The 24976-nt window shown below is 61.1% G+C and carries 14 protein-coding genes; 2 read left to right on the plus strand and 12 right to left on the minus strand.

Features of this window, described 5'->3' with window-relative positions:
• Positions 1 to 151: 151 nt before the first annotated feature.
• The 6 genes from AAAX35_RS01080 to AAAX35_RS01105 all read right to left on the minus strand — a co-directional run bounded on the left by AAAX35_RS01080 (position 152) and on the right by AAAX35_RS01105 (position 8605).
• Positions 152 to 1357, minus strand: a complete 1206-nt coding sequence (locus AAAX35_RS01080) for a DUF362 domain-containing protein (RefSeq protein WP_349116451.1) — start codon at positions 1355 to 1357, stop codon at positions 152 to 154.
• 206 nt (positions 1358 to 1563) lie between these two features.
• On the minus strand, positions 1564 to 4230 hold the full coding sequence (locus AAAX35_RS01085) for an FtsX-like permease family protein (protein ID WP_349116452.1): 2667 nt from the start codon (positions 4228 to 4230) through the stop codon (positions 1564 to 1566).
• A gap of 8 nt (positions 4231 to 4238) precedes the next feature.
• Complete coding sequence (locus tag AAAX35_RS01090; RefSeq protein WP_349116453.1) at positions 4239 to 4952, minus strand: ABC transporter ATP-binding protein; 714 nt, start codon at positions 4950 to 4952, stop codon at positions 4239 to 4241.
• A 325-nt stretch (positions 4953 to 5277) separates the two neighbouring features.
• On the minus strand, positions 5278 to 6483 hold the full coding sequence (locus tag AAAX35_RS01095) for an ABC transporter permease (protein WP_349116454.1): 1206 nt from the start codon (positions 6481 to 6483) through the stop codon (positions 5278 to 5280).
• Entirely contained in the window at positions 6470 to 7657 is a 1188-nt protein-coding gene (locus tag AAAX35_RS01100; RefSeq protein ID WP_349116455.1) for an ABC transporter permease, read from the minus strand. Before AAAX35_RS01100 ends, AAAX35_RS01095 begins: the two co-directional genes overlap by 14 nt.
• A gap of 9 nt (positions 7658 to 7666) precedes the next feature.
• Positions 7667 to 8605 (minus strand): ABC transporter ATP-binding protein, encoded by a 939-nt coding sequence (locus AAAX35_RS01105; protein WP_349116456.1) that lies wholly within the window; start codon positions 8603 to 8605, stop codon positions 7667 to 7669.
• Positions 8606 to 8815: 210 nt separating this feature from the next.
• On the opposite strand from AAAX35_RS01105, the gene AAAX35_RS01110 reads away from it, so the two are divergent.
• Together AAAX35_RS01110 and AAAX35_RS01115 are read left to right on the plus strand one after the other, a co-directional pair.
• A complete protein-coding gene (locus AAAX35_RS01110) occupies positions 8816 to 9961 on the plus strand; it encodes a histidine kinase (RefSeq protein WP_349116457.1) in 1146 nt (381 codons plus the stop codon).
• Complete coding sequence (locus tag AAAX35_RS01115) at positions 9958 to 10587, plus strand: response regulator transcription factor (RefSeq protein ID WP_055310726.1); 630 nt, start codon at positions 9958 to 9960, stop codon at positions 10585 to 10587. Before AAAX35_RS01110 ends, AAAX35_RS01115 begins: the two co-directional genes overlap by 4 nt.
• A 596-nt stretch (positions 10588 to 11183) precedes the next feature.
• Here the strand turns inward: AAAX35_RS01115 and AAAX35_RS01120 are convergent.
• The 6 genes from AAAX35_RS01120 to AAAX35_RS01145 all read right to left on the minus strand — a co-directional run bounded on the left by AAAX35_RS01120 (position 11184) and on the right by AAAX35_RS01145 (position 24935).
• On the minus strand, positions 11184 to 18575 hold the full coding sequence (locus AAAX35_RS01120; protein WP_349116458.1) for an FctA domain-containing protein: 7392 nt from the start codon (positions 18573 to 18575) through the stop codon (positions 11184 to 11186).
• 718 nt (positions 18576 to 19293) lie between these two features.
• Positions 19294 to 19635 (minus strand): 4Fe-4S dicluster domain-containing protein, encoded by a 342-nt coding sequence (locus tag AAAX35_RS01125; RefSeq protein ID WP_349116460.1) that lies wholly within the window; start codon positions 19633 to 19635, stop codon positions 19294 to 19296.
• 7 nt (positions 19636 to 19642) lie between these two features.
• The gene (locus AAAX35_RS01130) at positions 19643 to 20731 is read right to left on the minus strand and encodes a nickel-dependent hydrogenase large subunit (protein WP_349116461.1); all 1089 of its coding nucleotides are present in this window, start codon (positions 20729 to 20731) and stop codon (positions 19643 to 19645) included.
• A gap of 5 nt (positions 20732 to 20736) precedes the next feature.
• On the minus strand, positions 20737 to 21456 hold the full coding sequence (locus AAAX35_RS01135) for an NADH-quinone oxidoreductase subunit C (RefSeq protein ID WP_349116462.1): 720 nt from the start codon (positions 21454 to 21456) through the stop codon (positions 20737 to 20739).
• Positions 21456 to 22040, minus strand: coding sequence for an NADH-quinone oxidoreductase subunit NuoB (nuoB, locus tag AAAX35_RS01140; RefSeq protein WP_349116463.1), 585 nt, complete (start codon positions 22038 to 22040; stop codon positions 21456 to 21458). Before nuoB ends, AAAX35_RS01135 begins: the two co-directional genes overlap by 1 nt.
• A 12-nt stretch (positions 22041 to 22052) precedes the next feature.
• Positions 22053 to 24935 (minus strand): proton-conducting transporter membrane subunit, encoded by a 2883-nt coding sequence (locus tag AAAX35_RS01145; protein ID WP_349116464.1) that lies wholly within the window; start codon positions 24933 to 24935, stop codon positions 22053 to 22055.
• Between the last annotated feature and the right edge of the window lie 41 nt (positions 24936 to 24976).

Below are 24976 nucleotides of genomic sequence, written 5' to 3' on the forward strand. Positions count from 1 at the left end.
TCTGAGGTTTTGTTGCCAAAAAACGGTTTGTGGTCGGCGGGATTCGATTTTTCGCCGCACTTCCAAAAAGCCGCCCGTGAGCGCTGTGCTCACGGGCGGCTTTTGCTCAACTAACGCTACAAAGGCGCTTGTTTTGTCCAATAGACAGGCGTTACTTGACCTCGATGAGCTCGTACTTGCTCGTGCCCAGGCCAATCTTCTCGGCGTGCGCGATGCACACGCGCCAGTCGGTATCGGGATGCGTGATGCAGAAGGGGTCCTTGGCCTGCTCGCCCTCCAGATGCTCGTGGTTGTGCTCCATCTTGGTCGCGCTATCGGTGAGCTCGGTGTTGGGCAGCGGCTCGGATGCCATGACGGCATCGGCGCAGGCCTGGTCGATGGCGACCGGGTCGAAGCTCGCGAACATGCCGATGTCGTTGACGATAGGCGTGTCGTTTTCGGGATGGCAGTCGCAGTTGGGGCTGATATCCATGGCAAGCGAGATGTGGAAGCTCGGGCGGCCGTCGACAACGGCCTTCGTATACTCGGCGATCTTGCAGTTGAGCACGTCGGCCGCGGCCTCATAGCCGGGCTTGATGGCGTCCTGGTTGCACACGCCGATGCAGCGGCCGCAGCCCACGCAGCGATCGTGGTCGATGGCGGCCACATGCACCGTGCGGGTGTTGCCGTTGGCAAGCTCGCGCTCGCGGGTATCGTCAAACGAAATGGCGTTGTGCGCGCAAATCTTTTCGCAGGCACGGCAGCCAATGCAGTGCTCGGCCGCGACGTTCGGCTTGCCGGCGGCATGCTGCTCCATCTTGCCGGCACGGCTGCCGCCCCCCATGCCCAGGTTCTTCATGGCGCCGCCAAAACCGGCCTGCTCATGGCCCTTAAAGTGGGTGAGGCTGATCACGATATCGGCGTCCATGAGCGCCTGACCAATCTTGGCCTCGTGTACGTACTCGCCGTCCTCGACCGGGACGAGTGCCTCGTCGGTACCCTTGAGGCCGTCGGCGATGATGATCTGGCAGCCCGTGGCATACGGGGTAAAGCCGTTCTGGTAGGCGGTATCGATGTGCTCGAGCGCGTTTTTGCGGCTACCAACATAGAGCGTGTTGCAGTCGGTGAGGAAGGGCTTGCCACCCAGCTCCTTCACGACATCCGCGACGGCGCGGGCGTAGTTGGGGCGCAGAAAGCTCAGGTTGCCCAGCTCGCCAAAGTGAATCTTGATGGCGACGAACTTGTTCTCAAAGTCGATCTGCTCAATACCGGCATGACGGATGAGGCGCTTGAGTTTGTCGAGCTGGCTCTCGCGAGCATGCGTGCGCAGGTTGGTGAAGTACACCTTAGCGGGTGCTGCGGGTGCAGTTGCGGTCATAGATATATCCCCTCGGTCTATATGGCGTTACAGACATAGAGGATGGTACCAGTTAAAGCAGAGTTAAAGTCAAGTACGGAACCTAGTCATTGGGGACGTTCTTAAATGACCAGTCGCAAGGGACACTCTTTCGCCGCCCGGCAGTTAGGGACAGTCCTTGCCAGCCGGCCGGCGAGCCGACGAATGGCAAGGACTGTCCCCGATGGCTACTCCTGCACTTTGAGGGCTTCGGCCAAGCTGACGCGCTTGATGGAGCGCGTGTGCAGCAGTGCCACGACCAGGTAGGTCGCAAAGCCGATTCCTGCGCACGCCGCCATGGACCAAGCGGGCACGTAGATCTCGATATTGCCGTTGTAGGCGAGCAACATCGAACGGAAGATGGCCGTGAGCGAGCCAATAATGACCGGCAGGCTCAGCACGAGTGACGCTGCCACGCACAACGTGATCGAGCGGATGTACAGATGCGAAATCTCGCTATCGCGATAGCCAAAGACTTTCATGTAGCTGATCGAACGGGCGCTGTGGTCGATCACAGCCTTGGTCAGCAGGTACATAAACAGCAGGAAGATAAACACCGCGAGCCCAATCATCATGCCGATCATTTTGCTCATCATGCCGATGAACTGGTCGCCCACGGCGCGCATGTCATCGGGCGTGGTGTCGCCGGCAAAGTAGCGCGAATCAAGGTCGAGCTTCTCATCGCTCACATAGCCGTTGAAGTAGGCGGCGTCGTTGCCGAACAGCTCGTTAAAGTCGTCGATGCTCATATAGACATTCATATCCGACTTAGAGCCCCAAACGCAGTCCTTGCCCACGTACTCAAAGGAATAATTCTTGCCCTCGTACTTGTCGCTGAGCGTGACCTTCTGGCCCTCGCTCCAGCCAAACTTGTCGAGCAGGCCGCCGCCAAAGACGACGTGTCCGTCGCCGACGTTGAGGCCTTTCCAATAGCACGAATCGGTTGAAATGCCGTAGACGGAAATCGTCTCCTCGCCATTCCCATCGCCTCGGTCGTATTGCAACTGGTAAACGGCATATTTCTCGGCCTGCGCGATTGCGCCCGCGCCGTTGTCAATCGTGTTGACCGGGTGAATGTCGTCGTTGTCGGTGTCGATCTTAGAGGCCTTGTCAATCAGGTCGATAGCCTCGTCGCGGTTGCAGCCGAGGATATCGGCAAGGTCATCGAGGCGCGCATAAAGCGCATCCTTCTTGTCCTGGACCTTGGTAAGCGCATCCTGCGCCGCAGTCAGGCTCTCGGCAGACGGAGATGCGGTCGCGGCATCGGCTGCCGTCTGCGCCGCATCGGCCGCGTCGTCAAGCTCGTCATCGGCATCTTGGGCGGCGGAAAGCAGCGCGCCGTCAACCGACTGCAAGCGCTCGAGTGCTGACCACTGCTCGCGCTCCTCGGCAGTGCCCTCGAGCTCCAGCGGCGCCTTGAGCGTGTACTGGTGCTCGGCGACCAGGCTTGTCTCGAGGTTGTCCGCGTAGTGCGTCATCGTGGGCAGAATCGCCAGGCCAAAGAGCAGCAGCAGCGAGGCAAACGCAATGCCCACAAAGAGCGTGGCAAAGTTGCCCAGGTTGCGCAGAAAGATACGCAGGCGGAAGCGGGAAACAAAACCCATGCGCTCCGACAGTTGCATACCGCGCTTGGTGCCCGATTTGCCGCTCGCCTCGTGACGAAGGAACTGCAACGGCGTCTTGCCCATTTTGCGAAACAGGCCCACCAGCGTGATGAGGATGAGCGCGGCGGCGGGAACCACGGCGCACTTCACAAAGATCTCCCAGCTCCAGTACACCTGGAAGGGCGGCAGGCTGTACGAACTGTAATAGAGGCTGCGCATGGGCTCGGTAAAGAACACAACGCCGAGCGCAGTGCCCAAAAGCGCCGCGACCACGCCCACGATGGCGGGAAGTGCCAGGTAGTGCAGGACGATCTCGCGACGGCGATAACCGCTGGCGAGCAGCGTGCCGATGATGGCGCTCTCCTCCTCGATGGTGGCGTCGGTAAGGACCACAAAGACGAACGCCATGATCACGATGATGATGTCGAGCAGCGTCATCCACATCATGGAGTCGCCGTCCACGTCATCGCGCGCATAGCCAATGCCCTGATTGGAATCGGCGTCGGTCAGATCGTCCACGCGCGCATCGGCGTCGGTCAGTGCCTCGACCATATCTTGCTCGGCGTCGATGCGGTCCGCGGTGGGGAGGTCGCGATCGGTAAAGGTGAAGGAGTAGGTGTAGGCGGGTGCGCCGCCGGCATCTTCGAGCGCGGCAAAGCCGCCATCGGTGACCTCGGCCACGCCGTACGTGATGGTGTTCACCGTAAAGTCCGAATTGTTGAGGAACAGCGCCTGACTATCGGGCTGGGTCATGATGCCGCAAATGGTGTAGGTGCGACCCTCGAGCTCGACTTTATCGCCCACGGACAGGTTGTTATTGGTGGCAAAGACACGGTCGATGGCCACCTCGTCATCCGCCTTGGGTTCCTTGCCCTCACAGTAGGACGCAATGTCCACCTTAGCGCGGTGCGCATAGGTGCGCAGAGTGCGCTTGGTGCCGTCGTCGCCGGCGGTCTTTTTGATGATGGCGTCGATGGAGAAATTCTTGTAGAGCGTGACGCCGCCGACGTCGCCGGCTGCATCCTCGGCGGCCTTGAGTTGATCGTCGGTAGCCTCGAAGGAGGTGGTCACGCGGCCGTCCTCAATCGTGTACGCATCGCGCATGTCGTCGATAAGGCAGCCGATGGAATGCGCTGCGAGCAAAAAGCCCGAGGTGAGGGCGATGCTTCCGCACATAAGAAGAAAGATGCCCAGGTACTTGCCGATATTGCGGCGCAGCTCGCGCGGGAGACGTTTTGCGAGAGGTGTCATGGCGCCGCCTACCAATCGAGCTCGGCGGCTGCGACGGGCGACTCGTTGAGCTCATCCTCGACGATGCGCCCGTCGCGCAGTCGCAGCACGCGATTGGCCATGCGCGCGATGGCGGCATTGTGGGTGACGATAATGACGGTGCAGCCGTACTCGCGGTTGACGTCTTCCATGAGCTGCAAGATTTCCTTGGACGTCTTATAGTCGAGCGCGCCCGTGGGCTCGTCGCACAGCAACAGACCCGGGTTCTTGACGAGCGCACGGCCGATGGCGCAGCGCTGCTGTTGGCCGCCCGAAACCTGACGCGGGAACTTGTTGCGGTGCTCGTAGAGGCCCAGCGAACGCAGCAGGTCGTCGACATTGAGCGGGTTTTTGGACAGGTGCGCCGTGACCTCGATGTTTTCCTTGATGGTGAGGTCGGGCACCAGGTTGTAGAACTGAAAGACAAAGCCCAGCTCGCGGCGGCGGTACTCACCCAGGTCGGCGGGCTTGAGCACCGTGAGGTCGCAGCCGTCCACCATGATGGAGCCGGCGTCGGCATCCTCCAGGCCACCGATCAGGTCAAGAAACGTCGACTTGCCCGAGCCCGAGGGCCCCAGCATGACGCAGATCTCGCCGCGATTGATGGACGTGTCGATGCCGTCGAGCACCGTCAGGCGCGCATCACCGTCGCCGTAGTGCTTTTTGAGATCCTTAACCTGGACATAGGCTTCCTGCGTTGCCATGGTATCCCCCGTTGTTAGCCTCGTACTACTTTATGAGCGTAATAGTAAACCATGGCGAACTATTTTGGAGCGGGGCCTGGATTTTATTTCAGACTAGTCATTGGGGACGTTCTTAAATGACTAGCTGTTAGGGACACTCTTTCGCCACCCGGCAGTTGGGGACGTTCCTTTCCTACCGGCAGTTGGGGACAGTCTTTGCCAACCCAGCCGGCAAAACAGCCGATCGGCAAAGACTGTCCCCAATGACTAGTCGTTTAAGTCTGTCCCCAATGACCACTCTTGGTCGTTTAAGTCTGTCCCCAATGAGTACCCGATGACTAGGTGGCTAGGCGCGGGATTTGGTGCGCGAGAGGGCTAGGCCTACGGCGGCGATGGCGGCGGCGAAGAGCACAGTGACGCCCAGATCGCAGGCGATGTCGCTCAGCACGGCAGACGTCAGATCCGAGGCAAGTGCCTTGCTGATCGCATCGTTCACCCAATATGTCGGCACAAAGTGCGCCACGGTCTGCACGGCCGAGCCCATGAGCGACAGCGGCATCCAGGCACCGCCCAAAAACGTCATGAGCATGCCGAGTAAGTTGCCCACGCCGTTGAGCAGCTCCTCGCGCGCACCCAGGCTCGACAACGCAAAGCCAACGGCCAGCGGCGTGCACGCCAGGGCAAACGTCGCCGCCAGCGCCAGACACACACGACCCGCGCCGACCTCGGCAACCGCGCCGGCAAAGCCCACGACGCCCATCATACTCGACACGAGCCAAATGCAGACGGTGAGCACGGCGGCGGCCGCAAACACGGCAAGCGAACGCTGACGCTCGGAGACCGGGCTGGCATCCATGCGGCGCACGCGCTCGGGCTCGTTCATGCCCGAGAACACCAGTCCCACCGACACGATGACCGACGAGATAATCGCGTACGCGCCAAAGTTGAAGTACGACTCGAGCGTGGCGGCAGCAGTCGAGTCGACCTTGACCTGCTCGATCTGGACCTCCGCGCGCTTTGCAGCGGCATGCTCGGCGGCCTTGGCAACGTCGCCGTTAGAAGCAGCGGGCTCAAGCGCCGCCGCAGCGCCCGCGAGCGAGATCCAGCGCGAGGCCTCGGCAGACGAAAGCGCCGCCGCCATGGTGCCGGCACCGTAGGTCACATCGAGCTTGGGCAGGGACTCCCCCACGCGGGCGGCCGCAACGAGGTCGTCCTCAAACCCCTCCGGGATAAAGAACACGCAGTCGGCGCTGCCCTTGGCGCTGTTGCTCTTGGAGAGCGCGTCCGCAAGGTCGTAGGTGTCGTCGCCGACGCCCATGACCAGGTCAAAACGCGAACCTAGGTGCTTGGTGAGCGCACGTGAAAGATCACTGCCGTCGCGGTCGACCACGATCACGTTGGCATCGTAGGGCTTGTACTCGGTGAGCTGCGACGAGTTCCAGCTCACCGAGGCCGCGATGAATACGCCCATGAGCGAAATGAACACCGTATAGATGAGCAGGTAGAATGGGTGCGCCAGCGCCATGCGAAGCGCGGTCTTAAAGGTGCTCATAGCGGCTCCTTCCAAAGATCAGCGTAGCGGCGGCGACAAACACCAGCGTCATGAGGACCAGCGCGCCGGCGCGAACGGCAAAAGGTCCCAAGTCTTCAAAGAAATACAGGCGGTTGAACATGTCGCAGATGAGCTTGACGGGGTTGAGCCAGCACTCGGCCGGACAGGCGCGGGCGACGTCATCGGCAAGCGCCATCGCCGGTTCGCCGTAGAGCCCAGCGAACAAAGCGCACGTGGTGGCAAAGCCTGTGAGGATGCCCGACTTGGATGCCTTGCCGCCCTTAACGGGAAGCGTGCCCACAAAGAGTCCCAAGCCCGTGGCGGCAAGCGCGGAAGCGGCACCGCCCACCAGACACAGCCCCTCGCGCCCGCCAAAGTCGACGCCCACAACCAGGCGCACGTAGCCGATCGCGATCGCCATCGAGGCAAAGGAGACCAGCCACGAGCCCACAAAGATACCGGCCAGCGACGCCGTTTTGGAAAGACCGCCCGCGCAGCGGCGCGCGCCAAGGCCCGACAGATTGGGTTGCAGATCGACGACGCTCAAGGCGGCAAACTCCGCAGACATCATCGCGACCAGGCCAAAGAGCGCGTAATAGTAGATGACCGTGCCATCGGGCGTGGTGCGTGTCAGGCTTACGCGGCGGGTGCCGCCCTCGAGCGACAGGGCGCGCGCAACCGCCTCCGAGTCGGCGAGCGCCGCCGGGTTGTCCTGGGCAATCTGGGACATGAGCTCGGCATTTTGTGTATACGAGCTTGCCACCGTCTCCAGGATGCTGCGATCGGTGAGCACCGATGATGCGCGCGAGCTGTCGTAGCTCGATAGCAGTGTGAGCTTGGGTGCGCCTGCGTCGTCGACCGTATAGATGCCCGCGACCTCGCCGGCCTTAAGCGCACGGTTCGCATCGGCTGCGTCGTCGCACTCGTGGATCTCGAGCAGCTGATTGTCGCTCTCCTTGGCAAGCGACGTCGCCACGTCCTTAAAGGTCGAGGCGTCCCAGGCCTCGTCCGCTATGACGGCAACCGGTACCGGGTCGACCGTGCCGTCAGAGCTCAGATTCGCAAACATAAACATGAACATCGTGGAAAGTGCGATGGGAAAGAGAGCGCCCCAGACCCACGTGCTCGGCCGGCGCAGCAGCGTCTTGACCGTAGTGATGATGGTGTTGAACATGACTGCCCCCTAGTCGCGCAGCTCGCGGCCGGTGATCTCGAGGAACACGTCGTTGAGGGTCGGCGGCTCGCTCCACACGCGGCCGAGCGCCACATCGGCGGCGCGCAGCGTGTCGAGGATGTCGACCAAATTGTGCGGGCTCGCTTCGCAGGTGCAGACGAGCTCGCCGCCGGACAGCTCGACGCTGAGCACGTGCTCGAGGGCGCGCAGCCGCTCGACCGTGGCTGGCTCGACGGCGCCCACCTCGACGGTCACGCGCTCGCCCATCTGAATCATGCGTTTGAGCTCGTCGTTGGTGCCCTGCGCCAGCACGCGGCCGCCGTCCATGATCATGATGCGGCTGCAGATCTGCTCGACTTCCTCCATGTAATGGCTGGTATACACCACCGTGGCGCCCTCGTCGCGCAGGCGGCAGATGCCCTCCAGGATGGCGTTGCGGCTCTGCGGGTCGACCGCCACCGTGGGCTCGTCAAAAAAGATGAGCTCGGGCTTGTGCGCGATGCCGCAGGCGATGTTGAGGCGTCGCGCCAGGCCGCCCGAGAGCTTGCCGGGGCGGAACTTGGCAAAGTCGCCCAGGCCGACAAAGTCGATGGCCTCGTCGACCAGCGCGCGGCGGCGCTTGCGGTCGTTGACGTAGAGGCTGCAGAAATAGTCGATGTTCTCGCGCACCGTAAGCTCGTCGAACACCGCCACCTGCTGCGGCACCACGCCGATGCGGCGCTTGAGGTCGTAGCGGGCGGGCGTCATGGGCTCGCCGAACAGTTCGATGGTGCCCTTGTCGTAGGCGAGCAGCTGCAGGATGCAGTTGATGGACGTGGTCTTGCCCGAGCCGTTGGGGCCCAGCAGGCCAAAGATCTCGCCGGGGGCGATGCTCAGGTTAAAGTGGTCGAGCGCAATAAGATCGTCGTAGCGCTTGACGAGGTTTTCGACGTGGACGATGTCTGTCATGAGGCGGCCCTTCTGTTGATTGCGGCCCGGTACGATTGCATCATCGCAGGAGCCGCCGACGCGCACCAGTGAGCTTTGTCACGAGTGCGAGGGGGCAGAGGTGAAACCCCCGCTCGCGCGAGCGATCGACGCCGCTTTGCCGCGCGGGAGGAATGTCACGGTTGCGCAGGCAGCCCCTCCACCGCGCGCGCCTTCGCGTACAATACCCGTATGAACAGGCTTTTCGACAAATCGATCGTGCTGGCGTGCTGTATTGCGGCCGCCATGGGTCTTGCTGTGGACGCTCGCCTGGTCGCGGCGTTTTGCCTTGGCGTTATTGCCACCTCGCTGGCCGAGGTCGTACAGGGAAACCGCGCCCGCCGTGTGAGCGAGGCCGCGAGCTACGCCTGCATCATCGCGGCTGTCTTCGTGCCGCCGTTTGTGCCGTTTGCGCCTCTCGCTCTCTATGACATCGCGCGACGCGTTCGCCGTGAACGAATCTGGCCCGCGCTGGCGATTGGCGCCGTGTTTGTCTGCGCGCTTGTCGCGGACCTTCGTGGTGGCGTGCTCACCACCCGAACGCTGTTGTTAACCGCCATCCTTTCGGTCGCCGCCACGTTGCTGTCGCTGCGCACCGCGCAGCTGGAGCGCGAACAGGAACGCATGCGTCGCACCCGCGACAAGCTGCAAGAACGCGCCCTGGCACTCGAGGCACGCAACCGCGACCTCGCCGACCGCCAGGACTACGAAGTCGAGCTCGCGACGCTCGCCGAACGCGCCCGTATCGCGCGCGAGATCCACGATAACGTGGGCCACCAGCTCACGCGCGCTTCGCTTCAAGCCGAGGCCCTGCGCGTGGTCCATGCCGATGAGCCCGGCGTCGCCGCCGATTTCGCCGACGTCAAACGCACGGTTGACGAGGCGCTCCAGCTCGTGCGCGCCAGCGTCCACGCGCTCAACGACAACGCCGTCGACCTTTCCGTGCAGCTCGAACGCATTGTTGAAGGCGCGCGCTCGGACGGCGGCCCGCAGATTGAGCTTGAAGTTTTGGCCGAGCATGCACCCGCAAACGTCGCCAACTGTTTTGCGGCGGTCCTGCGCGAGGCGCTTTCCAACGCCATGCGCCACGCTTGCGCCCAGACCGTCACCGCACGATGCATGGAGCATCCGTCGTTTTACCAGCTCATCGTTACCGATGATGGCGCGGACGCGACCCCGGCGAGCAGCAGCAACGTCGTAGAAGGCATGGGGCTCGCCTCCATGCGCGAGCGCGTCGAGGCGCTTGGCGGAACCTTCACCGCCGGCCTGCGCGCCGGCGCCCCCGGCTGGCGCGTGTTTGCCACCGTCCCCAAACAGCAAGGAGATGAGGACCGATGAGGCTCATCGTTGTCGACGACGACCGCTTAGTGGTCGATTCGCTCAAGATTATCCTGGGCGCCCAGCCGCAGATCGAGGTAGTGGGTACCGGCGCCAACGGCAACGACGCGGTTTCGCTCTATGCCGAACACGCACCCGATATCGCGCTGCTCGACATTCAGATGCCGGAACGCGACGGCCTATCGGCGGCACGCGAGATCCTTGAGCACGAACCCACGGCACGCGTGGTGTTTTTGACGACATTCTCGGATGACGAGTACATTGTGTCGGCGCTTAAACTGGGCGCCCGCGGCTACCTGATTAAAACCGATGTCGCCGCCATTCCACCAGCGTTGGCGCAGGTCATGGCTGGCAAGCGCGTGCTCGAGGGCAAGGCGATCGAGGACATCGATTTTGACGGAACGGACGTCGAGGCGGGCACGCCCCGCCGGCCCGCAGCCTTCGCCAGCCTGACCGACCGCGAGTTCGAAGTCGCCGAACTCATCGCCCGCGGCCTCGACAACAAAGAGATCGCCGCCACCGCCTACATGGGCGAAGGCACCGTGCGCAACCACATCAGCTCAATCCTGGCAAAGATGGGCCTGCGCAACCGCACGCAGATCGCTATCGCCTACCTGCGAGGGTAGTTGCCCGAAGACCGACCGTTCCGGCATAGCAAAATGGCTGCTACCGATTTAAGGCCATTTCAAAACTATGCCGGTTTACGGGGCCAAACTCAGGACCCCCATCCATACCCGCGTTTTCTGCAAAATGACGGCTCGTCTACCTGCGGTTTTATTTTCACGAATATCGGCATGGTTGGAGACTCGTAACTCAGCCCCGTAAACCGGCATAGTTTTGTTCGGGCGGCCCTGGACGAGTGCCTCCGCCAGCCTCGCGGGACCAAAATGATCCGTTTTCCTCCGTCCCCAAGGGATCAGCCGGAACCGCTCGCCACGAAATCGGCCCATCTACTACGTTTGACGCGATACCCATGACCATACCTTCGTTTTGAACAAAACCACAGGCGTTCTACCTGCGGTTTTGTTTTCGCGTTTTTTGGCATGGTTGGGGGTAAGGGGCTAAACGTAGTAGATGGGCCGGTTTCGTGGCGCGCCCCCGGCGCATAAAAGCGCCGCCACGGAGGAGGGAGATGCCTCCGTGGCGGCTGGGGTAGGAGTAGGTCGGAATTTAGCCCTGCCGGCCGCCCGGGGCCTTTTGGCCCCGGGCGCTGCCAGCGTGCCTAGCGCTTACGGATACCCCAGACCAGGGCTCCGACGCCGGCCGTGGCGATGACAAATGCCATAAGCAGAGCGGCAGCCTGCTGGTCGCCTGTGGCGGGCAGGAAACCCTTGACCGTCTTAACGATGTTCGTCACGGTCTTGGGCGTGCCGGGATCGGGCGTCGGCACGGGCGTCTCGGGCTTCTTGTACGTGTTGTTGAACACGATACCCTCGACGCTCTTGTCGCCCTTGGTAAAGGCAACGTTCGCCTTGAGGTTGCCCTCGCCGTCGTCGACCACGTTGACGGTCGCGGTAAAGACGGACTTGTCGTAGGTCATACCGGCCTCGTCGCCCTTGACCTCGCTGATGGTGTAGACGTACGTACCGGGCTCGTCGTACTCGAACTTGTCGAAGTTGATCTTGCCGTCGGCATCGTTGGTAACCGTAGACTCGATGTCCTCGCCAACGAGCTTAAAGCTAAACTCGTCCTTCTTGAGCTCGCGTCCCTCGAGCACCTTGATGGCGCCGATGGAAACCTGCGTGGGCATGGCGTGATACTTGTTGGTAAAGCCAGCCGACTCGGTGGTTCCCTCGAGCTTGTGCGTCGCGGTCAGCGTGCCGTCGCCGTTGTCGGAGACGGTGGTCACGACGGTGTAGGTCGTGCCGTCATAGGTGACGCCCTTGTACAGGCCGAGCGCGTTGGGGCAAGCCTCGCGCAGCGTGTACGTGTGCGTACCGGGCGCCTCGTAGCGGATCGGGCTCAGCGTAACGTTACCGTTGGCGTCGTTGGTGCCACTAGCGACAGTCACGCCGTCCTCGAGCAGCTCAAACGTGAACTCGCCAGCTGCAAGGTCGCGGCCGGTCAGACGCTTAACCGTCTTGACCTGATCGGTCACGGAAGAATCGGTAGGTGCCACGCCGTACGTGTTGGTGAACGTAAAGGCCGCACCGTCGCCGCCGTCGCGCTTGACGATCAGATGTCCGGCACCGTCATCGGTCACGGTGTAGGAAACCTTGCGCGTGGCGTTGGTGTCGTTGGTCACGCCAGGGGCGCTACCGGACTCGGCCACCGTGTAGGTAAAGGTGTGCGAGCGCGGGGCAGCGGGATCTGCGGGCTCGGACTCGTCGCTGGGCTCGTCGGCGTTGGCATCAGCGTCGGCGTCGGCCTCTTCAGCCTCTGCCTCGTCGGCCTCAGCCTCGTCAGCTTCGTCTGCCTCGGCCTTATCGGTCGCATCGTCCGTCACGCCCAGGGCGCGGTTGAGGTCCTCGAGCGTAAAGTGGATCTTGCCAAAGTCCACGTTGCCGGCCGCGTCGTTGGTTGCGGTCGTGCGCTCGGGCATCGGGGCACCCGCCTCGTCAGCGGTCACGGTAAAGGTAAACTTACCCGCGATGTCGGCCGGGGCCAGGCCCTCGGCTGCCTGGAGCTTCTTGGTGCCGATGAGTGCGGCATCCACGGCCTCGGCGCCGTAGACGTTTTCGAACAAGGGCTCGACGCCACCGTAGTCGACCGTTGCCGTCAGGGTACCGTCACCGTTGTCGACAACGATAACCTTAAAGCCAAAGCTCCACGTTGTAGCGGAAACGCCATTCGGCAGCCCGAATAAATCTTCGTAGGCCGTGTAGTTAATGGTCCAGGCAAGCTTACCGTCCTTATCGGTACGATAAGCAAGCCCAGCAGCCTCAAGATTAGCAAGCATCTCGGTGTCGTAGTGCAGCGCATCAAAGCTCACATGCCCGCCGATATTAGGCTTGAGGTTTTCGTAGCCCACAAGCTCGCCCTGATAGGCAATGCCGAACCAGAACTCGCCGTCGGCCATCGGACGACCGGTCAGGGTCTTGGTGGCGACAACCTGAGCAGCGGTACCACCAGGCGTATTGGTCGTAGCGCTGTAGCTGTTGTGGAACGGAACCAGGGCACTCTCGACCTTGTTCTCACCGCTCTTGTGGACCGTCGTATGCGTACCCTCGGGACCGCCGGAGACGGTCGTCGTGGCGGTAAGCGTACCGGCACCGTCATCGGCGACGGCGATCGTCACGGTACGCACGGCGTCGTCGTAGGTGTAACCGGGCTTGCCGTCATTCTTCTCGGCTACGGTGTACGTGAAGGTCTTGCCGGCGTCAGCCTGCGTAAACTTGACCTCATGGCCAGCCAGGATGTCGATCAGGCCGACCGTTGCCTCTGCCGTCGCAGGGGACTTGAAGTTGTTGGCTCCGGGCAGCAGGCCAAGCGCGTTGGCCGAGGCCTCGTCGGCAGGCGTCACGGTAAACGTGAACTGACCCTCGGTCATAGGACGTCCGGAGAGGCTCTTGCTGAGCTTGAGGCCGCCGGCCGCGGTGTAGTTAAGCTCAGTGCGGTACGTGTTGGTGAAGCGTCCGTTTTCCTTCTTGGTGACATTGGCGGTCAGCTTGCCCTCGCCGTCCTCAGTCACGGTCACTTCGGCGGTCGCGACATGCCCGTCATACGCCATGCCGGCCGCGTTACCCGCGTTCTCGCGGATCTCGTACGTGTAGGTTCCGGCAGCCGTGTAGCGGATCTTGCCGAACTTGACGGCAGCGATGCCATCCTTCGCATCGTGCTTGTTCACGGTCACGGTTGCAGGATCGGGCAGCGGGGTGCCCTCGGCGGCGGTGATGGTAAAGCTGAACTCGTCGGAGTCCGTCCAGTCGCGACCGTCGATAGCCTTACTCAGATCAAAGTCGAGCTCTGCGTCGAGCGGGGTCACGCTGTAGGTGTTCTTGAAGGTCGCAGCCGTGGCGTCCTTCAGGACATGCTCAGCCTTGAGCGTGCCATCGCCCTTGTCGGTAATGGTGGTCTCGATGGTGTACTTGGCGTCGCCGTACGTGATGCCCTTGCTGGTGGTTCCGCCGTTGACCTCGCGCAGCGTGTAGGTATGCTTGCCGGCCTCGGTGTACTTCACGGCGTTCATCGTGATGTTGCCTTCGGCATTGTTGGTGCCGGTGGCGACGACCTTGGCGTCCTCGCCCTCGCCCTCGACGAGCTCGAAGGAGAACTCGCCGTCCTTGAGGTCGCGCCCGGTCAGGAACTTGGTCGCGGTGACCTGGTCGGTGACACTGAACTCGCCAGGATTCGGCTTGTAGCTGTTGTTGAACTTCGCCTCGTCGGCTCCATTCAGCTCATGCTTTACCACGAGCTCACCCTTGCCGTTGTCGGTGACGGTCGTCTCGATGGTGTAGGTCTTGCCGTCGTAGGTGATGCCGTTGCCGGCGTCGCCCGGGACCTCGCGCAGCGTGTAGGTGTGCTTGCCGGCAGCGGTGTACTCGATGGGGCTCATCGTGATCTTGCCGCGGGCGTCGTTCTTGCCGGTGGCGACGACATCGTTACCCTCGACGAGCTCGAAGGAGAACTCGCCTTCCTTGAGGTCGCGCCCGGTCAGGAACTTGGCCGCGGTAATCTGGTCGGTGACACTGGAGCTCTTGGGGGCCACCGTGTAGGTATTCTCGAAGATCGCCTCGTCGGCGTTCTGCAGCTTGTGCTCCACGCTAAGGGCGCCGTCGCCGTTGTCCTTGACGATGGTCACGATAGTGTACTCAGAGGTGCTGTAGGTAATGCCGTTTTCGGTGGCGCCGGCCTTGGTCTCGCGCAGCATGTAGGTGTGCTCGCCAGCCGCGGTGTAGGTGACGGAATCCATCACGATCTTGCCGTCGGCATTGTTGGTGCCGGTGGCGACCACGTTATTGCCCTCGACGAGCTCGAAACGGAAATCGCCAGCCTTGAGGTCGCGCCCGTCCAGGACCTTGTCCGCGGTGATCAGGTCGGTGACGCTGGAGCTCTTGGGGGTCACGTTGTAGGAGTTCTTGAACTCGGCAACCTTGACGTCCTTCAGAACATGCGTGGCGCTGAGCGTACCGTCGCCGTTGTCCGTGATGGTGGTCTCGATGGTGTACTTGGCGTCACTGTAGGTGATGCCCTTGCTGGTGGTTCCGCCCTTGACCTCGCGCAGCGTATAGGCGTGCGTTCCGGCCTTGGTGTACTCGATGGGGCTCATCGTGATCTTGCCATCGGCGGCGTTCTTGCCGGTGGCAACGACCTTGACGTCCTTGCCCTCGCCCTCGACGAGCTCGAAGGAGAACTCGCCCTCAGCCATGTCGCGGCCGGTCAGGACCTTGGTCGCGGTAATCCGATCCTCGACAGGCTTCACGTTATAGGCATTGGTGAACGTAAATGCCACATCGCCGTCTGGCTTGTGGGATACGCTCAAATTACCCTTGCCGTCATCGGTCACGGTGTAGGAAACCTTGCGCGTGGCGTTGGCGTCGTTGATCACGCCAGCGACCTCGCCGGACTCAGTCACGGTGTAGGTAAAGGTGTGCTCGCGCTTCTCGGGCTTCTCGCCCAGAGCCTTGTTAAGGTCGTCGAGCGTAAAGGTAATCTTGCCAAAGTCGACCTTGCCCTTGGCATCATTGGTCGCGCTCGCGTTCGTGGGCATGGGTGCGCCCTCTTCACCGGTCACGGTAAAGGTGAACTTGCCGGCAATGTCAGCCGGGGTCAGGCCATCAGGAACCTGCAGATTCTTCTTGCCCACAAGCGATACCTCGACAGGCGCGGCAGTGTAGGCGTTCACAAACTCGTTGCCGGCATCGCCGTAGACAGCCGTCGCCGTCAGGGTACCATCGCCGTTGTCGACAACGGTCACATATGCGTCAATTGCCGCCGTGGTAGTGCTCACGCCCGCAGGCAGCTCGCCGGTCTGCTCGGCAGCAATGTAGCGAATGGTCCACGTGGGCTTGTCTGAGCTAGCGTCAAACGACGCCTTGTCTTCCTCGACCAGCTTGGCAAGCGACTCGGTCGTGTACGTCAGCGGACCGAACTCAACCTTGCCACCCTTGTTGGTTGCATCCAGCAGAACCTCGTCGTGCCCCGCATAGCTCAGCGCAAACTTAAATTCGTCATCGGCCATCAGGCGCCCCGTGAGCGTCTTGGTAGCCTCAAGAGTCAGCGGGGTTTCCGTCTTGGCGCTATAGATGTTCGTGAACTTAGTCTCACCCGAGGTCTTTTCAACGTCGGCCTTAAGCTCACCCTTGGCGTTAACCGTCACAGCCACCTTGAACGTGGCAACGTTCTTGCTGTAGGTAATGCCACCGGCGTCGCCCTTGACCTCGCGGACCTCATAGGTGTACTCGCCCGGCTCGGCATAAGTAATCTTGCCAAAGTTAATGGCTGCCTTGCCCTTGTCGAGATCGGCATTGGTCACAGTTACGGTCGCGGGGTCGGGCATCGGGGCATTGTTGTCGGACGTCGCGGAGAGCTCAAACTCAAACGCATCCGTATCCGCCCACTTGCGGCCCTCGAGCACCTTGGTCAGACCAAAGTCAGTCTTGGTATCCACCGTTGTCGGCTTGGTTGCAAGGCTAAAGATAATCTTGCCGTTGTTGCCCAGGTGCGAATGCACGTGCGTGGAAATCGCAACGGAGGAAAGGTCATTCCACCTGGAGTTAAGCACGTCGCGCGCGGTCTCGGTCTTGTTACCATTCACCTCCACATCGTCCTTGGTGGTATGCAGCTGGTCGATATAGGCCAAGCGCGCGGTTCCCTTATTAAAGGACCAATAGCCGTCATCTTTGACCAGAGCGCCGTCGTAGCTGGCGATCTCGTGCCCCTCAAACTCCACAACGGCATAGTCGTCCTTCGGCTTGCCGTTTGCGCCCATCGCCACAAACTCGTCCTTGTAGTAATAGACGTCGTTGCCCTGCGGCTTTACCGTCGCGCGCTGGGTGCATTCCTTGTCCGTGTAGATAGGCGTGATTTTTTGGAAGTAATAGTAGCTGTTGGTATCGGCGGGCTCAAACTCGGCGACAACATCGCCCAGCTCGCCGCCCGACCACTTGTTGGCCAGGAAGTAGACCGTCTGGTTGTCGGCGTCCTTGTGGTCATCGATATACTTCTTGAGCACCTTATCGGGCGTAAACAGGTTGTTGCGTGCTTCGTCCTTGACGCTCGAGGTGTATTTAATCTGAATAGGCTTGATGTCATTGAGCGACGTGCGCTCAAAGATCCCGTTTTCCATGTCCACGTGATAGCGGATCAGCGGAATCAGCGATGCGGGGATCTTAACCGTCACGATATCGCCCTGCTGCGCATTGGCAGAGCGCTCGACGGTGATGACCAGGTCCTTGGCCACGCCCGAAAACTCGTACGTGTCCGTATTGCCCTTGGTTGTCTTGGTCACTTCATCAAAGGGGACGCCATTAATCTGAGCGCTGACAAACGTATCGACCTGCATAAAGTCGCCCAGCTCATCACTGAAGGTGATGTAGCCGGACTTGCTCTCGTCGTAACCATCCTCGATCTGAGTGGGAGAGCCCTTGCCCGAGGTGATAGGGCTCGAGATATCATCAAACACCTTCTTGAGCTCATCGGCATTCGACGCAGCCTTGTAGAAATCGGAATTCTCGGTGCGCTTACCAAGCTCATTGGTTGTGTAGGACGTGGCGTTTGGATAGTTGCTCGACACGGCGTGCATGAACTTGTTTTCGTCGCTCGTCCAGTAGTTCGTAGGCTCGTCAGCGGGATTCGCATCATCAAAGATGCCGATGGTGTAGACCGTAGCGCCTTTCCCCTTCATTTTCTTGGCGGCGACTATGGCATTATTGGCAACCGTAGGGTTAAAGTTCCTGACGTCTGTGGGCGTGCCGTCCGTAAAGAACACAACTACCTTCTGGGCATCCTCGCGGCCCGACATGTCGCGAGCAAGTTCAAGGCCGTAATCAGCCCGCGTGGCACCGGCAGGTTCGATGTAGCCGACCGTATTCTTAAGTTCCGTCGCAGCGCTATCAACACACGGCGTCAGGCTCTTCATGGTCTGCGAGTAGTTGTGCGTGTATCCCCGACGATCGCGATACGTATCGTTGCCGATCTCGTTTTTCTTTGCACCCGAAAACTTAACGATGGCAACCTGATGCCGCTTATTCGTATCTTTAATGCTCTTGTTTTGCTCGGCGATGGTGTCGATAAAGGAACTGGCAGCTGCCTTGAGTGCGTCGATGCGTTTGGTCGAATCGCTGTCACCCATGTCATTATCCATCGACCCGGAGGCATCAAGCACCATCACGATATCGAGCGGTTTAGTGACCAGCGACGTTGTGTCAGAAGTCGAAGACATCGTGGAGAGCGTCGTCACAAAGTCGGACTTTTCGTCCTGCGCTGGCTCGACCGTCTTGTCCGTCCAGATTCGGCCTACATAACGTGTCGTCAGGTCCTGCTCGCCGCCCGACGCCCAGTACTGCCAGCGGCCGGTGGTGTCAGGGTCGACTATCTTTCCGCTCACCGTCGGTCCGTCCATTCCGGTGCTGGACCTGGCGTTGGCCTCGGGCAGCATGGCAAATGCTGCAGCCGGCAACACCAGCACCACGGCCAGTATCACCGCCAAGAGACCCCTCGTGTACTTACTCATCGCGTCTCCCTTCTCGCGGTCTCAGACCTTGCAACAGCCTAAAGTTACGAAATGAGACACAATTTGGGCAGGTGACACATGTTCCAGATTCGGTTTTTGGCGTGAGACAAATGTCTCACCAAAGTTGAGACACGGCGTTTTCGCAGGAAAACGGGTGCGACTCAAGATGGACGGGGCAAAAGGGCCCGTTTTCCTCCATCCCCGAGGGAGCAGTCGACGGCGCTCGCCACGAAATGAGCCTATCTACTACGTTTAGTCCGGTACCCCCGACCACAATCGCGTTTCATGCAAAATCGCAGGCGTTCTACCTGCGGTTTTCTTTTCGCGTTTTTCGCCGTGGTTGAGGGTAGCCACCCAAACGTAGTAGATGGGCCTATTTCGTGGCAGACGGGTCACGCGGCAACCCTCACAAGGCAAAAATGATCCGTTTCCCTCTGTCCACGGGAGATCAAGGGCTGCTACGGATATGGTGCTATTTCAAAACTATGCCGGATTACGGGGCTAAAGTCGGAGTCCTCATCCATACAGCCTTTTTTTGAAAAACGGCAAGCAGTCTACCTGCGGTTTTGTTTTTGCGATTTTCTGTATGGTCGGAGATTCGCTATCCAGCCCCGTAATCCGGCATAGTTTTGTTCGCGACGGCACAACCGCGCGTTTAAGCGCGGGGCCGGTGGGGCAAAATTGCCCCACCGGCCCCTATTCCAGTTCTATCCCAGCGTTACTCCGGCTTGGTTTCTACCGTGGGAGTCTTATTCGCCGCAACTGGAGTACGAGCGGTGTCCATAGTCAGGCAGTGCTTGGGGCAGCTCTCGATGCACTCACCGCACACCACGCAGGCATACGGGTCGATCGACCACGTTCCACCCTTGCGATCGACCGCGAGCGCGCCCGCCGGGCAGCGGCGCACGCACATGCCGCAGCAGATGCACACGTCCATGTCGTTGACGATGTGCCCGCGCAGGCGCTTGGGCGCCGCGAGCTTCTCCTGCGGATAGCACACCGTGACCGGCTGCTTGACCATAGAGCCCAAGGCCGTCTTGGCAAATGTCAGCAAACTCATGCCGCGCCTACCTTTCCGTGCAGCTAATGCAGGGATCAATGGTCAGGATAATCATGGGCACGTTGGCAATGAGCACGCCCTGCAGCGCATGCGTCAGACCTGCCAGGTTTTGCGACGTCGGCGTGCGCACGCGAAAACGGTCCAGATTCTTGGTGCCGTTGCCGCGCACATAGTAATACGCCTCGCCGCGCGGCTGCTCAATCACAACCTCGCCGCGCGCGCCGTCGGCCGGTGTAAGCTTGGTGCGCCCGCCGATCCCGTCGTGCGGAATCTTGCCCACAAGCTCCTTAATGATGTCCATGGCCTGCGTGACCTCGGCACAGCGCACCTGGCAGCGGGCATAGCAGTCGCCATCGCTAGCAACGATAGGCCCAAACGCGGCCAGATCAGCATAGGCGCCGTCGCCAAACATGCGCACGTCGTAATCCACGCCCGAGGCGCGACCGAACGGGCCGACCATCGACAGATCCAGCGCGTCCTTCTTGCTGATCACGCCCACGCCGTGCAGGCGCTCGCCGCAGCTATTGTCGTCCAAAAACGTATGCACCAAGGCCTCGTAGTCAGGACGCATGGCATCGAGCGCCTGGACAATGCCCGCCAGTTCGGAGTCCTCAATGTCGTGTTTAAGGCCGCCGATCTCGTTAATCGAAAGGATCACGCGGCCGCCGCAGGTGCTCTCAAAGATCTTAAGAATCTGCTCGCGTAGGGTCCACGAACGATAGAACAGTGCCTCGAAACCAAAGGCATCGGCGAGCAGGCCCAGCCACAGCAGATGCGAGTGAATGCGCGAAAGCTCGTGCAGAATGGTGCGGATATACTGCACGCGGCCGGGCACCTCGATGTCGAGCATGCGCTCGCAGGCGCTGGCATAGCCGCAGCTGTGGCCCACGGCGCAGATGCCGCAGATGCGCTCGGCGATGTAGCCAAACTGGTGCATATCACGCTTTTCGGTGAGCTTCTCGAGTCCGCGGTGCACAAAGCCGATCTGCGGAATTGCCTCGATGACGCGGTCGTCCTCGATCACCAGGTCCAGATGAAGCGGCTCGGGCAGCACCGGGTGCTGCGGGCCAAACGGAATAACGGAGCGATGTGCCATGGGCCTTACGCCTCCTTTTTCTGCTTGTCGCGGGCGGCCTTGGCGGCAAGCGCCGCGCGGACCTTGGCCGCTTTCTCGGGATCCATGGCGGCGAGCTTTGCCTCCATCTCGGCAGCCTTGAGCGCGGCCTTCGCAGCAGTTTCATCGTGCTGAGCATCGGAGCCGGCAGCCGCAGCGGGCTGAGCGACGGCAGCGCCCGCAGCATCGCCAGCGCTCGCAGCACCCTCCCCTGCAGCAGCCGCAGCCGCGGCGGCCTTTTCGGCCGCGGCCTTGCGCGCCTTGGCCTCGGCAGCGGCACGCACCTTCATGGCTTTCTCGCGCGCGGCCTTCACCTCGGGCGTGATAACGCTCATGGGCTCGGCAGTCGAGACCTGGTAGAAAAAGCCCTTAAAGTCAATCTGCATATCGGTGATGGCAAGACCGAATAGGTCGTGCGCCTCGTTTTCAAACGGGAATACCGCCGGATAGTACGAGCTGATGGACGGAATCTCCTGATACTGGTCGATGCCCTCAACCACCAGGTTCTCGATCGCATAGCTGCCGTCCTGCGCAATATGCTCCTGAGCAGCACGAACGTCGATAAACGTATAGACCAGGCGATACGATCCGTCGTCCACACAGCGCTCGGCATGCATCTGCACAAAGCGCGCGCCGGTACCTTTGAGCGCCTGCACATGCGGCAACAGCTCATCGATCCCGACGGTAGTGTAGATTGCCTTTTGCATTACTCGGCCTCCTTTGCAGCGGCGGGCGTCCCGGCAGGTGCGTCGCCAGCGGCAGGCGCGTCGCCGGCCCCCGCAGCAGCCACAAACCCGTCCTCGCCCAGCTCAACGCCACCGTCCCAGGTTGCGGCGCCGCCCACGGTAAGCGGATCGCCGCCAGCACGCATCACGGCCTCCTTCTGATCCAGGATGCCGCACGCCTCCACGATGGCATCGATCACGGTCTCGGGACGAATGGCGCACCCGGGCGCGTACACGTCCACGGGAATCGCGCGGTCCACGCCGCCGATCACGTTGTAGGCATCGCGGAACACGCCGCCCGAGCACGCGCAGATACCGCAGGCCACCACGCACTTGGGCTCGAGCATCTGGTTGTAGATCTGGCGCACGACGGGCAGGTTCTGGGCATTGACCGACCCCGTCACCAAAAAGATATCCGCATGCTTGGGGTTGCCGGTGTTGACCACGCCAAACCGCTCCGCATCGAACAGCGGCGTGAGCGAGGCCAGCACCTCGATATCGCATCCGTTGCAGCTCGAGCCGTCGTAATGAATAACCCACGGCGAGCGCGACATTTTATGATCCATGGATGCCGCCTCCTAAATAAACACGTCGACGAGGATGGGCATAAGGTTGAGCAGGCCAAACACCAGCGCCACGCCCCAGCCGAGCTTAAAGCAGCTGCGCCAGGTGCTGCGCGCGAAGGTGTTGTCGATTAGGACCTCGACAAAGTACGTCGCGGCCATCACGACCAGGGCGACCACCCAGCTCACCGGGTTGTCCCAAACAAAGAACATGCCCACCCACATCAAAAACAGCACGGTCTCGCACCAGTGCATAAGGGTCATCTTGGCCAGCGTGCCGCCGCTCATCTCGGTAGCGACGCCCTGGACGATCTCCTGATGCGCGTGATGCGAGTACGAAAGGTCAAACGGCGACTTGCGCAGCTTGATGGTAAGCACCGCGAGCAGCGCGAGGAAAATGGGCGCGCTGTACACGATGATGGGGGCCGACTGCCCCGTCACGGCGATGGAATCGAAGCTGTCGGTGGCAAGGTACAGGCCCACGCTCATCAGCAGAACGGCGGGCTCGTAACTCATAACCTGCAGCAACTCACGGTCGGCGCCGACCTGGGCAAACGGGCTTTGCGTCGAGGCGGACGCCAACACCACAAAGATCGCGGCGAGGGTAACCATAAACGCGCACAGAAGCGTGTTGGAGCCCGACACAAAGATGCCGCCGCCCACCACGGTAAAGATGAGCGCGCACGCCATATAGGTATCGTCCATGGTGTTTACGCTGGCGGGGGCCTTGCGCAGCAACTTGGCAACGTCGTAGAAGGGCTGCAGCAGGCGCGGGCCCACGCGGCCCTGCATGCGGGCGGACAGCTTGCGGTCGATGCCGTCGATCATGCCACCCACAAGCGGCGCCAGCAGGGCAAACGCCACGGTGCCAATAAATATGCCCACGACACCCGAGCCTTCAAAATACTTGCCGCGCAGCACCGAGGGCGCGCTCATGGCAAGCCGCTCGGGCCCAATCCACGCGCAACACAGCAGCGCAAAAAAGATAATGCTGCAGCACACGACGCCACCCGCGGGGCCAATACGCTTCTCGCCAAGGGCGTCCTCCGAGTACCAATTGCGCTTTTCGGCCTTCACCTCGTGTCCCATCGAGCCGCGGAAATGGCGATATTTGTCGGTTCCCACACCCGAAAGGTACACGTTGACGTGCGGCTTGTTGCTCACGCGGAATGAAGTCAGCAGCACCACGGCGATAAACGCCACGATAACCACCATCAGATACATGGCGTCCTTGCCGATAACGTACGGCACGCGGCCAAACACCATGGCCAAGTAAGGCGACACCAGACCGCTCGAGATAACCGGAAACGCCACGCAGCACAGAATCAGCAGCGCGGCGATGGTGTTGAGGGCCATCCATTCGGTCTTATGGACATTGACCTCAACGTTTTGAGCCGTGGGGTCGACGCCCGAAAGCTTGGCAAGCCACTTGCCCCAGAAGAAGAACGTCGCGGCCGAGCCAAAGGCAAGCACCATGATCATGAGCACGTTGCCGGTCTGCGCGAACGCCACCAGGGCGCCCCACTTGGACACGAGCATGCCAAACGGCGCCACAAACATGCCCATGATGCCCAGCATCATCAGGCGCGTCAGGTGCGGCATGCGGCTGAACATACCGTCCATGTCCTCGATATTGCGGCTGCCGATATGATGCTCGGCCGTGCCCACGCACAGGAACAGCAGCGACTTTGCCACCGTGTGGAACAGGATCAGGAAGATGGCCGCCCATACGGCCTCGGGCGCGCCGACACCCAAGCAAGCACTGATGAGGCCCAAGTTGGAAATGGTGGAGTACGCGAGCACGCGCTTGGCATTGCTCTGCGAGATGGCCATAAGGGCAGCGAGCAAAAACGTGATGGCGCCCACGCTCGTGACCATAAAGCCGGTCACGGGATAGATGGCATAGAGCGGGCTCAGCTTGACCATCAGGAACACGCCGGCTTTGACCATGGTTGACGAGTGCAGCAGGGCGCTCGTGGGCGTGGGGGCAACCATGGCACCCAACAGCCAAGTGTGGAACGGCATCTGTGCGGCCTTGGTGAGCGCGGCGAGCGACAACAGGATGACCGGCATGACCAGCAGCGCGGACTGCGCGGTTCCGGCGCCGGAAAGCTCAATCATGCCCGAGATGGTCAGCGGCATGCCGTTCACGTGCAGGTACATGAGTCCGGCCAAAAACGCGATGCCGCCCAGCATGTTGAGGATGATCTGGGTAAAGGCGTTTTTAATGGCCTCGGGCGTGCGCGTGTAGCCAATCATAAGGAACGAGCACACGGTGGTGATTTCCCAGCCGCAGAACAGCCACTCAAGGTTGTCGCTCGTCACGATAACGAACATGGCCGAGAGGAACAGGAACATGAGCGCCAGGAACTGCGGGCGACGGTCGGGTGCGGTCTGCCCGCGCAGCGCGGCCTCGTGCTCGTCATGGGCCTGGAAGTCCTTCATATAACCCAAGGCATACACGCAGATTAGGCTGCCGACGATGCCGACGGCGAGCACCATGATCACGCTCATGTAGTCCAGGTAGAGCGGCGTTGCCGTGACGGCTTCGGCCGCGGGCAACGTCATGGCCGCAAAGACGAGCGAGTCCACCAGCTGGACTATGCCGAGCACCGTGGTAAGCACGCTCTTATATTTGTGCGCGTTGTACAGGATAACGGCGCACAGAATTACGTCGATGACGGAGCTGATGATCGAGAGCGCATGCGAGGTACCGGGGGCAATCTCAAAGCTCTGCGGACCCGTGCAAAAAAACATGACGGCGACTACAACTGTCACCGCCATGATAATGCCGGAGCCTATGAGTCCCACCGCATCGCGGGCGCGGTAACCGCGCGCGAGCAGCATGCCCAGCGCCGGTACCAGCGGAAACAGGGTAAGGAAATACAGTAGCGTCATACCATCACTCCCCCATGCAAAAACGCTGCAATTGTTTAACG

The organism is Collinsella sp. CLA-ER-H11 (genome assembly GCF_040092445.1).
In the GTDB taxonomy this organism is placed as follows: domain Bacteria; phylum Actinomycetota; class Coriobacteriia; order Coriobacteriales; family Coriobacteriaceae; genus Collinsella.

Excerpts from the sequence above, each read along its gene's own strand:
- AAAX35_RS01080 (WP_349116451.1), bottom strand. The coding sequence starts at position 1,357 with ATGACCGCAACTGCACCCGCAGCACCCGCTAAGGTGTACTTCACCAAC.
- AAAX35_RS01085 (WP_349116452.1), bottom strand. The coding sequence starts at position 4,230 with ATGACACCTCTCGCAAAACGTCTCCCGCGCGAGCTGCGCCGCAATATC.
- AAAX35_RS01090 (WP_349116453.1), bottom strand. The coding sequence starts at position 4,952 with ATGGCAACGCAGGAAGCCTATGTCCAGGTTAAGGATCTCAAAAAGCAC.
- AAAX35_RS01095 (WP_349116454.1), bottom strand. The coding sequence starts at position 6,483 with ATGAGCACCTTTAAGACCGCGCTTCGCATGGCGCTGGCGCACCCATTC.
- AAAX35_RS01100 (WP_349116455.1), bottom strand. The coding sequence starts at position 7,657 with ATGTTCAACACCATCATCACTACGGTCAAGACGCTGCTGCGCCGGCCG.
- AAAX35_RS01105 (WP_349116456.1), bottom strand. The coding sequence starts at position 8,605 with ATGACAGACATCGTCCACGTCGAAAACCTCGTCAAGCGCTACGACGAT.
- AAAX35_RS01110 (WP_349116457.1), top strand. The coding sequence starts at position 8,816 with ATGAACAGGCTTTTCGACAAATCGATCGTGCTGGCGTGCTGTATTGCG.
- AAAX35_RS01115 (WP_055310726.1), top strand. The coding sequence starts at position 9,958 with ATGAGGCTCATCGTTGTCGACGACGACCGCTTAGTGGTCGATTCGCTC.
- AAAX35_RS01120 (WP_349116458.1), bottom strand. The coding sequence starts at position 18,575 with ATGAGTAAGTACACGAGGGGTCTCTTGGCGGTGATACTGGCCGTGGTG.
- AAAX35_RS01125 (WP_349116460.1), bottom strand. The coding sequence starts at position 19,635 with ATGAGTTTGCTGACATTTGCCAAGACGGCCTTGGGCTCTATGGTCAAG.
- AAAX35_RS01130 (WP_349116461.1), bottom strand. The coding sequence starts at position 20,731 with ATGGCACATCGCTCCGTTATTCCGTTTGGCCCGCAGCACCCGGTGCTG.
- AAAX35_RS01135 (WP_349116462.1), bottom strand. The coding sequence starts at position 21,456 with ATGCAAAAGGCAATCTACACTACCGTCGGGATCGATGAGCTGTTGCCG.
- nuoB (WP_349116463.1), bottom strand. The coding sequence starts at position 22,040 with ATGGATCATAAAATGTCGCGCTCGCCGTGGGTTATTCATTACGACGGC.
- AAAX35_RS01145 (WP_349116464.1), bottom strand. The coding sequence starts at position 24,935 with ATGACGCTACTGTATTTCCTTACCCTGTTTCCGCTGGTACCGGCGCTG.